Source organism: Amycolatopsis coloradensis (assembly GCF_001953865.1).
In the GTDB taxonomy this organism is placed as follows: domain Bacteria; phylum Actinomycetota; class Actinomycetes; order Mycobacteriales; family Pseudonocardiaceae; genus Amycolatopsis; species Amycolatopsis coloradensis.
In genome coordinates this window covers 86,903-100,864 of record NZ_MQUQ01000011.1, presented here as the reverse complement: position 1 = coordinate 100,864, position 13,962 = coordinate 86,903, and the positions used below count along the sequence as shown (strand labels likewise).

The 13,962-nt window shown below is 66.3% G+C and carries 15 protein-coding genes; 5 read left to right on the top strand and 10 right to left on the bottom strand.

Features of this window, described 5'->3' with window-relative positions:
- Positions 1–125 precede the first annotated feature (125 nt).
- Positions 126–1,523, bottom strand: a complete 1,398-nt coding sequence (locus tag BS329_RS20775; protein WP_084750058.1) for an amidase — start codon at positions 1,521–1,523, stop codon at positions 126–128.
- 124 nt (positions 1,524–1,647) lie between these two features.
- Positions 1,648–2,157, bottom strand: coding sequence for a RidA family protein (locus BS329_RS20770; RefSeq protein ID WP_244197236.1), 510 nt, complete (start codon positions 2,155–2,157; stop codon positions 1,648–1,650).
- Between the two features lie 133 nt (positions 2,158–2,290).
- Between BS329_RS20770 and BS329_RS20765 the strand changes: the two genes are divergently transcribed.
- Positions 2,291–2,935: a flavin reductase family protein gene (locus tag BS329_RS20765; RefSeq protein WP_076162909.1), complete on the top strand. Its 645-nt coding sequence runs from the start codon at positions 2,291–2,293 to the stop codon at positions 2,933–2,935.
- Here the strand turns inward: BS329_RS20765 and BS329_RS20760 are convergent.
- From BS329_RS20760 to BS329_RS20750, 3 genes are all read right to left on the bottom strand, one after another.
- Positions 2,908–4,443, bottom strand: a complete 1,536-nt coding sequence (locus BS329_RS20760; protein ID WP_076162908.1) for an amidase — start codon at positions 4,441–4,443, stop codon at positions 2,908–2,910. The genes BS329_RS20765 and BS329_RS20760 overlap by 28 nt on opposite strands.
- A 19-nt stretch (positions 4,444–4,462) precedes the next feature.
- On the bottom strand, positions 4,463–5,413 hold the full coding sequence (locus tag BS329_RS20755) for a VOC family protein (protein WP_076162907.1): 951 nt from the start codon (positions 5,411–5,413) through the stop codon (positions 4,463–4,465).
- 348 nt (positions 5,414–5,761) lie between these two features.
- Positions 5,762–6,223, bottom strand: coding sequence for a MarR family winged helix-turn-helix transcriptional regulator (locus BS329_RS20750; RefSeq protein WP_076162906.1), 462 nt, complete (start codon positions 6,221–6,223; stop codon positions 5,762–5,764).
- Between the two features lie 196 nt (positions 6,224–6,419).
- On the opposite strand from BS329_RS20750, the gene BS329_RS20745 reads away from it, so the two are divergent.
- The 3 genes from BS329_RS20745 (at position 6,420) to BS329_RS42695 (ending at position 8,452) form a co-directional block, all read left to right on the top strand.
- Positions 6,420–7,208 (top strand): SDR family NAD(P)-dependent oxidoreductase, encoded by a 789-nt coding sequence (locus BS329_RS20745; RefSeq protein WP_076162905.1) that lies wholly within the window; start codon positions 6,420–6,422, stop codon positions 7,206–7,208.
- Positions 7,209–7,238: 30 nt separating this feature from the next.
- Positions 7,239–7,856 carry a nitroreductase family protein gene (locus BS329_RS20740; RefSeq protein ID WP_076162904.1) on the top strand — a complete coding sequence of 206 codons (618 nt, stop codon included), beginning with the start codon at positions 7,239–7,241 and terminating at the stop codon, positions 7,854–7,856.
- Positions 7,857–8,233: 377 nt separating this feature from the next.
- Complete coding sequence (locus tag BS329_RS42695) at positions 8,234–8,452, top strand: recombinase (RefSeq protein WP_143253133.1); 219 nt, start codon at positions 8,234–8,236, stop codon at positions 8,450–8,452.
- Positions 8,453–8,855: 403 nt separating this feature from the next.
- Here the strand turns inward: BS329_RS42695 and BS329_RS20730 are convergent, their stop codons facing one another.
- The 5 genes from BS329_RS20730 to BS329_RS20710 all read right to left on the bottom strand — a co-directional run bounded on the left by BS329_RS20730 (position 8,856) and on the right by BS329_RS20710 (position 12,696).
- Complete coding sequence (locus tag BS329_RS20730) at positions 8,856–9,401, bottom strand: Mu transposase domain-containing protein (RefSeq protein WP_208619241.1); 546 nt, start codon at positions 9,399–9,401, stop codon at positions 8,856–8,858.
- Between the two features lie 137 nt (positions 9,402–9,538).
- On the bottom strand, positions 9,539–10,045 hold the full coding sequence (locus tag BS329_RS20725) for a hypothetical protein (protein ID WP_143253132.1): 507 nt from the start codon (positions 10,043–10,045) through the stop codon (positions 9,539–9,541).
- Between the two features lie 646 nt (positions 10,046–10,691).
- Complete coding sequence (locus tag BS329_RS20720; protein ID WP_076162900.1) at positions 10,692–10,961, bottom strand: hypothetical protein; 270 nt, start codon at positions 10,959–10,961, stop codon at positions 10,692–10,694.
- A 584-nt stretch (positions 10,962–11,545) separates the two neighbouring features.
- Positions 11,546–11,692: a hypothetical protein gene (locus BS329_RS43925; RefSeq protein WP_167480020.1), complete on the bottom strand. Its 147-nt coding sequence runs from the start codon at positions 11,690–11,692 to the stop codon at positions 11,546–11,548.
- A gap of 212 nt (positions 11,693–11,904) precedes the next feature.
- Positions 11,905–12,696 carry an ATP-binding protein gene (locus BS329_RS20710; protein WP_076162898.1) on the bottom strand — a complete coding sequence of 264 codons (792 nt, stop codon included), beginning with the start codon at positions 12,694–12,696 and terminating at the stop codon, positions 11,905–11,907.
- A 327-nt stretch (positions 12,697–13,023) separates the two neighbouring features.
- Here BS329_RS20710 and BS329_RS20705 point away from each other — a divergent pair, with 327 nt between their 5' ends.
- The gene (locus BS329_RS20705) at positions 13,024–13,638 is read left to right on the top strand and encodes a hypothetical protein (protein ID WP_084750052.1); all 615 of its coding nucleotides are present in this window, start codon (positions 13,024–13,026) and stop codon (positions 13,636–13,638) included.
- Positions 13,639–13,962: the final 324 nt, after the last annotated feature.

Below are 13,962 nucleotides of genomic sequence, written 5' to 3'. Positions count from 1 at the left end.
ACACGCACGCGAATGTTTCATCTACCGCGAGAGAAACCCGATCGTGAGCCCGTCCGACCAGGAACGCCCCCCGGCCCGGCGAACCTCGCCCCGGTCGCGGATTCTTCCGCGGGTGTGGCACCCGCTCACGCACCGCGACCACTTCCTCCGCGTCGTGCCGGGTACCACGAGGCCCATGGCCGGTGTCGTTCGACAGCAGCGGCGGCCCGCAGCACGTCGCCGTCGGCGAAGCGTCGTCCGATGATTTGCATTCCCACCGGAAGGCCATCGACGAGACCGGCGGGAACCGAGCACGCGGGGTGACCGGTGAAATTGAGCAGATACGTCAGCGTCCAGCCGATGGAGGGATCGACCGCCACGCCGTCGACTCGTGCGGGCCCGAGTGTCTCGCCGCGCGGGCCGTTGACCACGGGCAGCGCCCCGACCGTCGGGCAGACGAGCAGATCGTGGTCGGTGAGAACGTGCTGGATGGCGTCGAAGACGTGCGTGCGCATCACCGAATCGCGGGACTGCGCGGGCAGGCGTTCGTCAGCCACGTGGTCGAGCCAGCGCAGCAAAGGAGCCGGGATCTGGTCCAGCTCGACCAGGTCCAGTCCCCGCTCGCGAAAGTTCTCGATGATCGGCAGCACCATCCTGGCCACGCATCGGCACCAGAGATCACTGAGTTCGGTTTGGTCATACCGGATTTCCGGATCGACAAGAGCCACGAACGCACCGGCCTCTTCCAAGGACCGCACGGTTTGCCCAACGGCGTCGGCCACGACGGGCTCGACCTGGTGCACGCCGAGGCCCGGGCTGTAAGCGATCCGCATACCGCGGACATCGCCGCCAAGGACGTCGGCGAAGCCGGGGCGCTCGTCGACGCTGAACGGATCTCGGTGGTCAGCACCGACGAGTATCCGCAACGTCGTGACCGTGTCCTCGACCGTCCGGGTCATCGCGCCCTCGTGAATGAACGGCGCAGTGCCACCGAACGCGTCCGGACGCATGACCAGCGGAACTCGTCCGGCCGAAGGCTTGTGACCGACGAGATTGGTCCAGGCCGCCGGGATGCGGATGGAGCCACCGGCATCGGTGCCCTCGGCGAACGGCACCAGGCCATCCGCGACAGCGGCCGCGCCCCCACCGGACGAACCCCCCGAATTCCGGGTCATGTCGAAGGGGTTACAGGTCGGGCCGAAGAGCGCGTTGTCACAGACTCCGCGGAAACCGAGGACCGGACTGTTGGTACTGCCGAGAATGACGGCACCGGCGGCCTCCATCCGTTCGACCCACAGGCTGGACTGGTCCGCGACGAAGTTCTTCAGCGCGGGTATGCCACCGAAGGTCGCGACCCACCCCGCCCGGGTGCTGAACAAGTCCTTGATCGCGGTGGGCACGCCGTGCAGCGGCCCGATTTCCTCGCCTGCCATGACCGCCTTTTCGGCCGCCACGGCCGCCGACCGGGCGTGCTCGAGATCGGTGTGGACCAGGGCGTTCAGCGAGGGATTGCGTTCCTCGATTCGAGCGATGCACGCCTTCATCAACTCCACCGGAGACAACTCACGGGTAGCGATGAGCCGGGCCAGCTCGGTCGCCGATCGAAACGCCAACTCAGTACTTATCGTGCCTCACTCTCTCTCCGCGCGCCGCGGACGGGACGCCCGATCAGAGCGTGGCGACGATATCGATCTCGAGAAGAAACTCGGGCGAGTACAGAGTGGCGACTCCGACGATCGTCTGCGCGGGCGGCGGTGTCGTCACTCCCTTCCTGAGCGCGTCGATGATCGGCTGAACGACGTCCGGACTGTAGTCGGCGATGTAGATGGTCTCCTTGACCACATGGGATCGATCGGTGCCCGCCGCGGCGAGTGCGATGTCGATGTTGCGGACGATCTGCTGGGCCTGCCGGCCGTGATCACCGGCGCCGACCAGTTCGCCCGCCGGATTCCAGGCGACTTGCCCGGACAGGTACACCAGACCCGCTTCCGGGACCACGACGGCATGACTGAGCACTCCGGGCACGGGATGCAGGCCTTCAGGATCGATGTGGCGTAAGGACATGACCATCGCCTTCCAGAATGAGAACGTTTGCATCAGCCTGGAAGCCACCGTACCCGATCTCGTGGCATCCTTGCCGGTCAACCGAGAAGTGTTGTCTCGGAGGTCGATCACCATGAGCTTCCTCCCCTGTGACGTCAGGCAAAGCGTGACCGTCGCCGCCTCGTCCGCCCAACATAGTAGTAGCACTTGGTGACTGTATACTTTTGTTTCCATCCTTCGCCGACGTGACAGAAGAGGAAACCTTTCGATGCGAGCTGAGATCGATCCGGTCCGCATGGATCCTCAGGAGGTCTACCGGCTGCTGACCGCGGTGGTGGTGCCGAGGCCGATCGCCTGGGTGTCCACCCGGTCACGCGCCGGTGTGGACAATCTGGCTCCGCATTCGTTCTTCACCGTGTCGTGCGCCGATCCACCGATGGTGCAGTTCACCTCCATCGCGGTCAAGGACTCCTTGCGGAACGTGCGGGAGACCGGCGAGTTCGTGGTCAACTTCGCCACCGAGGACATGTTCGAGCAGATCAACGCGACGGCGACGGACTTCCCCGGCGATACCAGCGAATTCGAGGCCGTCGCGGTGACCGCGGAGAACAGCGCGACCGTCGCGCCGTTCCGGGTGGCCGAGTCGCCAGTGTCCCTGGAGTGCGAACTGGTCCACGAACTGGGTCTCGGTGACTCGTTCGTCGTCATCGGCCAAGTGCGGCACATCGCCGTGCGCGAGGAAATGTTCGAGACCGACGAACGAGGCAACAGCCTGCCCGATGTCCGCCGGTTGCGCCCGCTGGCGCGGCTGGGGCGCAACGAGTGGGCGGGGATCGGCGAGATCCGGACGATCACCCGGATTCGTCACCAGGACTGGCCCGGTCACTACGCCGGACGGGAAGGGACCCGGTAGAGGGCAGCCAACCGCGTGGCCAACTCCGGGTAGCGCGCGGCAAGGACTTGGATCTCCGCCATGGTCGCCGGAAGTCCTGCGGCTTTCACCAGCGCGGGCACCGGGCCATCTGCCACGGTGGTGTCACTCCAGACCGGCACCGGTTCGGGCATGTCGTCCATCGCAGGGGCAGGGATGCGGAGGTGCCAGTCACTCCGCGTTTGGAAGGCGTGGCCGGCATCGAGGACCCTTGCCTCCGCGTGATGACGTCCGACGATTTGGAGCCCCAGCGGAAGCCCGGTGTCGGTGAAGCCCATCGGGAGGGAAAGAGCGGGATTGCCGGTCGCGTTCCAGATGGGCGTGTACAGCGCGTCGATCGTCCGGTGCCCCGGCAGGTCCGCCAGCGCGGGCGCCGGCCCGGCCGCCGTCGGGGTGACCACCAGATCGACCTCGCCGAACAAACCGTTCATCGCGTTTCGACCCGCCTGGCGAACGCGGTGCACCTGTTCGTAGTCCCCACTGGAGAGCAGGGCTCCGGTGGCCAGCGCCAAGCGGGTCTGCGGACCATAGGACCGCCAATGCCGTCGCAGGCCGGTTCTGTGCTCGGCGAATCCTTCCGCGACGAAGCCGAGTACCGTCGCCGTCGTCAGCTCTTCGTACCACGGCACGTCGATCCGTCGCACTGTGGCACCGGCCTCGCGAAGCACCTCCACGGCAGCCTCCAGAGCCGTCAGCGTGGCCGGTGCCGCCGCCTTCCCCCGGCCTCCGAGACTGTCGACTCCCACAGTGATCCCGGACAAGTGCCCGGTGAGACCGGCATGGTGGTGGCGCCCGGTCAACGCATCGAGCAGCAGGGCGCAGTCTTCGGCCGTCCGGGCCATCGGTCCGACCGTGTCGTAGCTGGGGGCCAGCTCCACACAGCCGGACACGGGGACCAGGCCGAAGGTCGGTTTGAGCCCGGTGATGCCACAGTACGCCGCCGGGCCGCGGATGCTTCCGGCCGTGTCCGTGCCCAAGCCACCCGGGAAAAAACCGGCCGCGACGCCGCTTCCGGTGCCGGAACTCGAGCCACCCGTCCAATGCCCGGTGTGCCAGGGATTGCGCGGGCTGCGGAAGCAGGACTGCCCGACCGGGCCTCCCACGCCGAACTCCATCGTCGCGACCTTGCCGAGCAGCACAGCGCCCGCTTCACGAAGCCAGGTGACCACAGCGGCGTCGGATCGGACAGAGTGCCAACGGTGACCGACCACGCTCTGGGCTGTGGTCGGTCCCTCGCGAGTGGTGATGAGATCCTTGATTCCCACAGGGATCCCGTGCAACGGGCCACGGTCGTGGCCGGCCGCGAGTTCCGCGTCGGCAGCTACGGCAGCGGCTAGCGCCGAGCCGTCGAACCGCGTGCGGTAAACCCCGAGAACCGGGTCCTGCTTGTCCGCCCGATCCAGCAGTCGCCGCACGATCTCCACGCTCGTCAGCGACCCGGCCCGCAGTGCGCGGCCGAGTCCGGCGACGGTCCATGCCGGATCGCTCACCGCCGCCCCTTCCGTTCGCTCAGATGTCGATGGGCTCGAGCTGCGAGAAGATCTCGTTGCGGCGGAGTTCGAACCTGGACGGCAGTTGGAACCGGGTACCCAGCTCACGTGGCGACTCGTCGATCGTCCAGCCCGCCTCCCCCGTGACGGCCATCTCGAAGAGCGCGCCACCCGGTGAGCGCACGTACACCGACTTGAAGTACTTGCGGTCCTTCACCTCCGAGATGTCGGTGTAGCCGGCACCCTCCATCTCGTGCTTGATCTCCTGCTGGTTGCCCAGGTCGACCACGTTCCACGCGAAGTGGTGCACGGTTCCCTCGCCGTAGGTCCAGGTGCCCGGGTCGTCGGTCCGGTTGACGACCAGTTCGACGGCGCCTCCCTGACCTGGTTCACCGATGCGGGCGGTGACGCGGTCGCCTTCCTCGGCCACCGCGCCGGCGTGCAGCTGCCCGGTGATGAACTCGACCATGTTCTCGGGGTGGCTGACGTGGATACCGACCCCGAACAAGCCGTGGATCGCATACTCGGCGGGCACACCGCCGCCGAGGAAACCTCGGCGGGAGTCACCGTCGACCTCCACCATGCCGTACTCGATGCCGGTGGGGTGCCGGAAGAGCAGACGACGGCTCTCCAGCACCTCCGCGTGCTCGCTGTCGACACCGTGCTCGGCGAGGCGTTGCGCCCAGTATCCGAGCGAACCGGCGGGAACCGACAGCAGGACCTCACGTGCTTGATTGGTTCCCCGCCGGCCGGTCCACCCCGCTTTGCGGAACGGGAACGTGGTGATCACGGAGTTCGGGTCGCCGTCGGCGTTGCTGTAGTAGAGGTGGTAGATCGGCAGCTTGCCGTCGAAGAGCACGGTGCGCTTGATGAACCGCATGCCCAGGGTGTGCACGTGGAACTGGGCGTCTTCCTGCGCCGAGCCGACTGACAAAGTGATGTGATGGCTGCCCTTGACGTGTGTGATCATCGCCGACCTTCCATTTAGTAAACATCAGTGATGTTCACCAAACATTACTACTTTGCCGGCAAGTTCTGCCAGCGTAGGCAGCATCACAGTGCGATCGCCGATGATAGTCACCTAAAGTTACTATCAGCCCAGCCGATGTGGAGACGACGACGAAGCCCACGCTCGACGTCGGCGCCTAGCGAGCACGCAGGCCGCCGGCGATATACCGACCGCGAAGACAAGGTCCGATACGGGACCGGGCTCCGTCGGCACACAACCTTCCATCACCTCGCACACCGGCCGAGACCGTAGACACACGACTCGACATCCGACCCGGGCGCGAAGACCTTCATCTGACTTGAAACGCTGTCATGAGTTCCGAAGACGGCGTTGATGTGTGGCGATGTCCATGAATGCAGACTTGAAGGCGATGAACCGCTCCCGGCCGAGGCGCCGGGCATGCCGCTCGTGTATCCCCGACATGATCTTGCCCCCGGCGCGCATCTCCGCCAGTCCGCGCTCGGTCGGGCACACCAGCTTCGCCCGGCGGTCGGCGGGATCCGGCCGACGCTCGACGTAACCGAGCGCCTCCAGCTCATCGACCAACTTACCGATCACCTGTTTGTGCTGCCCGGACAACTGGGCCAGCTCGGTCGCCCGCACGCCATCCTTGTCGATGTAGGCCAAAACTGCTCCGTGGCGCGGGTGCAGATCGTCGAACCCCTCGGCGGCGAGCTTCGTGAAGAGCTCGTCCTGCACCGCGAACAGCAGACGCCCGGCGAGCACGCCAAGATCCGGATCGCTCGCGTTCTGCTCGGCCCGACCGACCATTCCAGTCCCCTCTCACATGCAGGTCACACCCTTGTCACCTGGCTCACGCAGTCTAGTCGACCCCCGCCTTGCCCTGGCACAACACTTCGAACTACAGTCCATATAGTAACCTAAACTTACTATCAGCTTATTTGACCGTCATGTTCGCACCCCAATGCGGTCGCGGATACAATCGTTTGCAAGCGGGAGATCACGAGTGAACATTGACTTCACCGGGCGGCGCGTACTCGTCACCGGGTCGACAGGCGGCATCGGCTTCGCGGCCGCCCAGGGCTTCCTGGGCGCAGGTGCGAGCGTCGTCATCAACGGCCGCAGCGGAACGAGCGTGGAGGCCGCGACAGCGCGGCTGGGCGGCCCACAGCCATCGCTCGCGGGCTTCGCGGGGGATCTCGGCACCGAATCAGCCTGCGCCCGCCTGATCGCCGAGTATCCCGACTTCGACATCCTCGTCAACAATCTCGGCGTATTCGGGCCACGAGACTTCTTCGACACCCCGGACGAGGAGTGGGATCGGTTCTTCCGAACCAACGTCATGTCCGGCGTGCGTCTGGCCCGGGCCTACGCGCCGGCCATGGCCGACCGGGGCTGGGGCCGGATCGTGTTCATCTCGTCGGAGTCAGCCATCAACGTCCCGGTGGACATGATCCACTACGGCTTCACGAAGACGGCCCAGCTGGCGATCTCGCGCGGACTGGCCAAACGCCTCGCCGGGACCGGTGTGACCGTCAACGCGGTCCTGCCTGGCCCCACCCTCTCGGAGGGAGTGGCCGACATGCTCAAGCCCGAAGTCGAGCGGACCGGGAGCAGCCTGGACAAGGTGGCGGCGGATTTTGTGGCGGCCCACCGCGGCTCCTCGATCATCCAGCGTGCCGCTGAAGTCGGCGAGGTGGCGAACATGATCCTCTACGTCAGTTCCGACCAGGCTTCCGCCACCACCGGTGCCGCGCTGCGCGTAGACGGTGGCGTCATAGACAGCATCATCTGACCGGAATTTCCGAAACACCGAAAGGAACCCATGAACCACCCCATCGTCAGCGCCATCGAAACACGCCAGACCATCAACCTGTTCGATCCGGACCGCGGCATCAGCGACGAGCAGATCCACGACCTGGTCCGGCTGGCGACAATGGCGCCCTCTTCCTTCAACCTCCAGAACTGGCGCTTCATCGCGGCCCGCACCCCCGAAGCCAAAGCGCGGCTGCGCAAGGTGGGCTGGGATCAGCCGAAGATCACCGACGCGGCGGTCACCTTCATCGTCTGCGGGCAACTGGCCGACCACGAACGCACCCCTGAACGGCTGGCCCCGGCGGTCGAGTCCGGCATCATGCCCGAGAACGTCGCCGCCGGGTGGCAAGGGGCGGCGAAGTCCCTCTACTTCGAACAGCCGCAGCGCGCACGCGACGAGGCGGTGCGGAGCGCGACCTTCGGCGCCGGCGCACTCATCTTCGCCGCCCACGCGATGGGACTGGGTTCCGCACCCATGATCGGCTTCGAGCCAGAAGGCGTCGCCCGGGAATTCGAACTGGCCGCTGACGAAATCCCGGTCATGCTCCTCTCGGTCGGTTTCGCTACCCCGGAAAACTGGCCGCAGAAACCGCGACGCCCGCTGACGCAGGTACTGCAGCTCGTCTGATCCAGGTAAGTGGTAGGCGTCGGAGGTGAATAGCCGACGCCTACCATATTTCACCCATCGTCCACGTCGCCTTACGGCAGCCACCTACACCAGGACTGTCCTGAAGGCGGAACCGGTCAACTGGTCAACATCAAACTCTGGCTGCAACCGATCGTTCGTGGGGCCGGACAGTGTTCAATGAGGATGTCGTGCGCCACTACCAAGAATTCCTCGACTACCGCCGGCAAGCCCGGTCAGCGGATGAGTATAAACCTGTCACCGACAGCGAGTGGTCCGAATTTGAGGAACACTTCGACCGGCGAAAGGTCGAACTGGGCGGTTGCACGCGACCATACGGTTCCGGGTGCCAGCATGAGCACGCTTGTTTGCGTTGCCCCATGCTCGCCATAACCCCGAAAATGCTGCCCAGGCTCGACGAGATCGAGGACGACCTGACGGCCCGCCGCGCACGCGCCGAACATGAGGCCTGGCTCGGTGAGGTCGAGGGCATCGACCTCACGCTCACCTTCTTCCGGCAGAAACGAGACGAGACCAGACGCCTCGCCCGCGTCGCGCCGGACGAGCTGGGCATACCGGTCGTCGCAGCGCCGCTATGACATGAGTTCCCGTCGGCCGACCGGATCTGGCAAGACGTGCTCGGCGGTCGCGGATGGTGGGCAGCCTCCGGATCCGGCAGGCCTGCTCAATCGCGGCGTCGGCGGCTTCCTCGGTGATCTGGTCCGGCCTCGGGCGGTGGTGCGGGTCATGAGACGTTCCCCTTGCTCGGAATGTTGTGCAGCAACTGGTCGTAGGCCTCGACCGACGGTGCGGGGCGTGAGTCTTGCGGCAGCTCGGCGTCGCGGCGGCGTTCGGGCAGCGAGACGACCTTGCTGCGGCTGCGCTGTGGCGTTGGCAGCTCGGTGCTGGTTCGTCGGCCGCGGCGGCGTGTTTGCGGGCCTCGATCGCGACCACGTCGGGCCGAGACCGACCCGGCTTCCAAAGTGGTACGGATCCCAGCGATCACGTGCGCATGAACCATCCGCCAGTGCAGTAGCAGGGACCTCGATCGGCACCCTGGTTCCCGCCTGGTCTCCGTGTTTGGCGCGGGCGGCAGCCCAGAACGATGGGTGGCGGTGAACCAGCCCTTCTGTCGTGCCTCGACCGTGCGGTCGACCCGCGCAGCGCGCCAGGCTTGCCAGCCAAGACCTCAAGGTACTGATCGAGCACGAAGTGCTGCCCGCCCTTGGTGGTCAGCCGGGGATGCCGGGCGACTTCGTTCGAGCCGTGCAGCACCACCACCTCTTCCGCGTCGAGCTTCGCCCGGGCAGGTTGCCCGATCAGCCGCGCAGGGACAGAGCAGAGCGCCTGGCGGACGGTGATCCTGGCGTAGCGGTCCACGCGCGGTGTGGTGGTGAGTGCGATGTCGAACTCGTCCACCGGCAACACTGCCAGCAACGGTGCCTCGAGCGCGAAGTTCTGCCCGATCGTGGTGACCCGTTGGTCGATGTGGCGGACGTCCTCGGCGTGGTCCGCTGCGGCAAGCTTGTCGTTGACGGCGTCCGGCACGCCACCCACGGCATCACCTTCATACGCAACCGCACCATGACGGCCTGACGGCCGCTACGGCACCGGACAGCTCCGCCGTCACCCATAGCCACTAACACACTCGATCATTATGGGACAACCTTTAGGTCCAGACACAATCATCTGTGGGGTTCAGGTGGCGGCAGCGTCGGACCGACACTCAGGCGCTTGATCCGTGGCGGGCTGGCCGCACCGATGTCCTCGCCGAGCTGATGTCTGAGCTCGCTCGCCAGGCCGCGCAACGTCATCGACTCCTGCTCGGACAGTGGAGTTGGGCCCGCATCCACTGCCTCGGCCAAGGCGTTCTGCAGCCGCAGGTACCTGGTCTTGGCCTCCTGGGTGAGGAACAGCCCACCGGCCTCCTCGCCGAAATACCACTCATGCAAATCTTCGCGGAGGGAAGCGAGGGTTTGCCTGTCAGGCTCCTCGCCTGGCCGCCAGTAGCGGGGCAGCCGCCCAGACAGGTGAAAGAGTCGCTGGTAGCGGATGAGACGCTCGGTCCGCAGCGTCAGGTCGTGTGCGTGCACCAGTTCGAGCCGCGCTTTCGTTCGGGTCGCGAGGTAAGTGACGATCCCGCCCAAGATGCCTCTCAACGCACCGCCGAGTAGCCCGATGTAGACCTGCATGCGCCGGACGGTACCGCCAGTGGCGAGTGATTCGACAGCACCGGTGGCTTGAATGGACAGTGGTGTCTGGCTGGCGGCCGCTGCCACCGTGGACCACGCGCAGCACCCCTCGGCACCGGTCGAACACGGCATCGAACTCGGCCACGTCGTCCGGCTCGCCCGCGAGCCGACTTTAACCAGACCTGTGATTCTGGCCGGGCAGTCATGCTCGACGAGGTCCGCCTCGACCACGCCCAAGCGCGGGGCCGGCACCACCATCCTCGACCAGCGGCGCCCGCGACCACCTGGGATGGCTCGCGCCGTTGTGCTGAAATCCCCACATCCGGCGAAGCCACGGCGTCGTGTGGAGCCGAAACCCCAGGCCGTTTTCCTGCGCGCGGCATGGACCCTGCCGCCGCGAGCGAGAGGCCCGACTGGGCCCAGAACCGGGTGCACTCCGGCGTCGGATACACCGGCCCGGTGCTCACTGCGCGGGCCGGACAGCGAGCACGCCGCCTCACGAGGACGGCATCGACCGAGCGGCTGCGTACCCGCCTCCGCCTCGTTCGGCCTCACCGACTGCCGCGATTTGTCCGATCGTTCGCGAACAGGCCGCAGTCCTATGGTTCGGCGGCGGTGGGACATGGCTCGACCGCGTCGCGGCCAGCTAGCGCCAGCGACCACTGTCGTCCTTCTTGAACTGCCTCAGGATGGCCCGGCCTTTGTCGGTCAACGTGGCCAGGACCGATTCGCGCGGTTCGACCGGCACATAAGGGACAGCGATCCATCCGTCCCGGTAAACCTCTTTGAGCGCCTTACCGGGTACACCCTCGAAGGTCATCTCCGCGTTCTCATGCGGCGGGAAAGCAACATGCCAGCCGATCTCAGGCTCGAACAACCGCACGAGGCCTTGGTCGACAGCGGCCAACGCCTGCATGCGGCCCTTAGTGGGTTGACGCATCGAAGCCCCTTTCGCGACGACCGCCCTCGTACCGCCACGGCACAGGGCGCCCACCGCTGATTCGCGCCAGTCCGCACCGGCAACGTCGATCGTTCCCTGGACAGACCAGGTCAGTCCGTCCGGAACTGCATAAGTATGGCGCGGCCCTCGTCTGTCAGCGTCGCGACGACAGACTCACCTGGGGCGGTAGGGACGTAGGGGATGGCGATCCACCCATCCTTGTGAACGTCTTTGACGGCTTTGAGCGGCACAGCGTCGGAGTTCATCGCTGTGTCTTCGTCAGACGGCCACTCGCAAACCCACCCGATGCCGTACCTGCGCACACGGCCTTCATCGACGGCGATCAGTACTTGCATCCGCCCCTGGGAGGGTTGACGCACCAGAATCCTTTCGTGAAGCACGGTCCTCGCACCACCATGGCACAGGACATCTGCCCTTGATTCTGCCGAGTCACGCTCACCAGGTCGATCGTTTTCCGAACACCCGGCCCGTTGTCCGGAGTTCTGGCCACGCTCCGGTGTTTGCCTCGAGCGAGATGATGGTGTGCAGGCCGAGCTGGGTCAGCTTCCGCGGGCCTGGTCGGAGACGATGATGCGCAGTGGCCGGTGCGCGATGGCGCTCGGCCAGGCTCGCAGCCGGTCACGGGCACGACGCCTGGCATCGTCGATCCGCTCCGGACCGGCCACCCTCGTTGAGGTCGACCTCATGATTCTCCGGACATGGCCGCAATCCGTCCTCGGCGTGGTCTCACGCCGCCCATGAGGGTGACGCTAGACAGGCGGCGTATTCGGGGAACGCCGGACAGACGTCAAAACGGCGCTTGGACTCGAAGCAAGAATCCTCCGGTTACCTGGTTCGAGTCCCTTGGAGCCGTCGATCGGGCTCGACCGGACCGCGACCGCCGAATGCGGTCGCTTTCTCAATGAGATCTACAAAGCGTTCGACAACGCTGAGGCGGCCCCGCCGCCCGCAACGTCCGCTGACGGGCCGGTGCTCCCCGGTTCCCGCCTGACAGCAACCGGAACCGGTCGTCCACTCGCGCGGCCAGTTCCCGCGCACCCAAGGCCCGGATCCGCGTGGCGGCCAGCTCCAAAGCAAGCGGAATTCCGTCGAGCCGCCGGCAGATCGTGGCGACGGCATCGGCGTTGCCGGTGGTCAGGTCGAATCCGGGCACGGCGGCGCTCGCTCGTGCCAGGAACAACCGGACCGCGCTGGACTCGCGCACGGCTTCGATCGCCGCCCCGGGTGCCGGTGGCTCCAGCGGCGACACGGGCCACACCTGCTCCCCGTCCACCGCGAGCGGTTGACGGCTGGTCGCCAGGATGCGCAGGCCCGGCGCTGTCGACAGCAGCCGTCCGACGAGTTCGGCGGCCGCCTCGGTCACGTGCTCGCAGTTGTCCAGGACCAGCAGGAGCCGCTTCGTCCGCAGGGCACCGGTGAGCCGATCGAGCGAGGAAACGGGGCCGGCGGAGGGAAACAGGGCGGTTGTGGCATCGTCGCGGAGGCCGAGGACCGCGGCGACCAGATCGGCCAGTTCCGCTGAGGTCCCCGGATTGCCCTGGCGGTCCAGGATGGCCAGTTCGACCAGCCAAACGCCGTCGGGGAAGGCATCGGCCAACCCGCCCGCCGTCTCCACGGCCAACCGCGTTTTGCCGACACCACCAGGGCCGGTCAAGGTGACCAGCCGGTCCGTGCCCAGCTCCGAGCGCACCGCGCCGACGACGTCCGCTCTGACGAGCGGGGCGACAGCATTCCCACCGCATGAGCGCGCGGAGATGCTCTTCGAGGGCGTACCTGAGAAGGCAATCAACGAGGTTCTCCGGGATAACCCCCGCCGGCGAGGAGGGATCGGCGGCTTAAGGTGTCGAGGGTGAGCACCCCTCCGGTACAACCTCCGCTGACTCGCGATGCCGACGTCCCGATGTACGTGATCGAGAGGCACAATGACCCGGCCACGCCGGGCGCCCGCGACACCGTCGGCGGCTGGCCGATTCTCCCCGCCGGGGAGCCCTGGCCGCTGTGTTTCTGCGGCGAAAGGATGATCCTGTTCTTCCAATTCGACATCCCCGCGGACATCGCCGTGTTCGGCGGAGATCATCTCTTGGTCTTTCAGTGTCCCACGCACAACGACGCGGTCGTCGCCAAAGGCGTGTCGGACCAGCTGCCGCCGAGGTTCTGGGACACCCCACCACCGCTGTACACGGCACCCGGCGCGTTCTGGAGAATCATGCTCCACCGCGATCACACGAGCCCGACCCCGGACCCGGACGAGTACCTGCGACCACGGCGGCTGGACTTCCGTCCGGCGACCGAGCAAGTCACGCTCTGGTGGCCCGGCGAGGCGCTCTCGGACGGCCAGGACCTCGACTCGGCATTCACCGACCACGGCATCGGTCTCCCCGAGTTCAAAATCGGCGGGGTGCCGAGCTGGATCCAAGGGCGCGAGTCCTACACCTGCCCCTGCGGCGATAACCTCGTCTACGTGTGCCAAATCCCCACAGACACCGGCTTCGACAAACATCACCACCGACCCGAACAGCCCGACACCTTCCGCTTCGGCCAATACGGCCTCTTTCTCGGCAACGAGACCTACGTGCTGGCTTGCCCGGCACACTGTCACCCCGCCGCAGCCTGGCCAGTCAATCAGAACTGACCCCTCAGCGAACCGGTCAAGCCCCGCCGGGCCCTCAAACGACCGGAACAGCAGGGCGGCATGAAATCCCCACCCTGGCACGGCGCTTCTTCTCATGTCGAAGCGGCAGCGAACAGTCACGTGCGGCCCGGATCGGTCGACCGCGACGAAACACCGTCAGTCAGGCAACTCTCCAATGTTGGCGGGCGGCGACCAGCTCGATCGCGTCGACCTCGGCGCGTTTGGAAGCGATGCCGAACTGGTGGAGGACTCGTTGCGGAGGAGGTCGAGGTCGGAGAAGACCGCGATGACACAGCCACCCTCGCGAGGGAGAGGCCTCATTCT

Excerpts from the sequence above, each read along its gene's own strand:
- BS329_RS20775 (WP_084750058.1), bottom strand. The coding sequence starts at position 1,523 with ATGAAGGCGTGCATCGCTCGAATCGAGGAACGCAATCCCTCGCTGAAC.
- BS329_RS20755 (WP_076162907.1), bottom strand. The coding sequence starts at position 5,413 with ATGATCACACACGTCAAGGGCAGCCATCACATCACTTTGTCAGTCGGC.
- BS329_RS20750 (WP_076162906.1), bottom strand. The coding sequence starts at position 6,223 with ATGGTCGGTCGGGCCGAGCAGAACGCGAGCGATCCGGATCTTGGCGTG.
- BS329_RS20765 (WP_076162909.1), top strand. The coding sequence starts at position 2,291 with ATGCGAGCTGAGATCGATCCGGTCCGCATGGATCCTCAGGAGGTCTAC.
- BS329_RS20725 (WP_143253132.1), bottom strand. The coding sequence starts at position 10,045 with ATGCAGGTCTACATCGGGCTACTCGGCGGTGCGTTGAGAGGCATCTTG.
- BS329_RS42695 (WP_143253133.1), top strand. The coding sequence starts at position 8,234 with ATGCTCGCCATAACCCCGAAAATGCTGCCCAGGCTCGACGAGATCGAG.
- BS329_RS20770 (WP_244197236.1), bottom strand. The coding sequence starts at position 2,157 with ATGGTGATCGACCTCCGAGACAACACTTCTCGGTTGACCGGCAAGGAT.
- BS329_RS20720 (WP_076162900.1), bottom strand. The coding sequence starts at position 10,961 with ATGCAGGCGTTGGCCGCTGTCGACCAAGGCCTCGTGCGGTTGTTCGAG.
- BS329_RS20740 (WP_076162904.1), top strand. The coding sequence starts at position 7,239 with ATGAACCACCCCATCGTCAGCGCCATCGAAACACGCCAGACCATCAAC.
- BS329_RS20705 (WP_084750052.1), top strand. The coding sequence starts at position 13,024 with ATGATCCTGTTCTTCCAATTCGACATCCCCGCGGACATCGCCGTGTTC.
- BS329_RS43925 (WP_167480020.1), bottom strand. The coding sequence starts at position 11,692 with ATGAGGTCGACCTCAACGAGGGTGGCCGGTCCGGAGCGGATCGACGAT.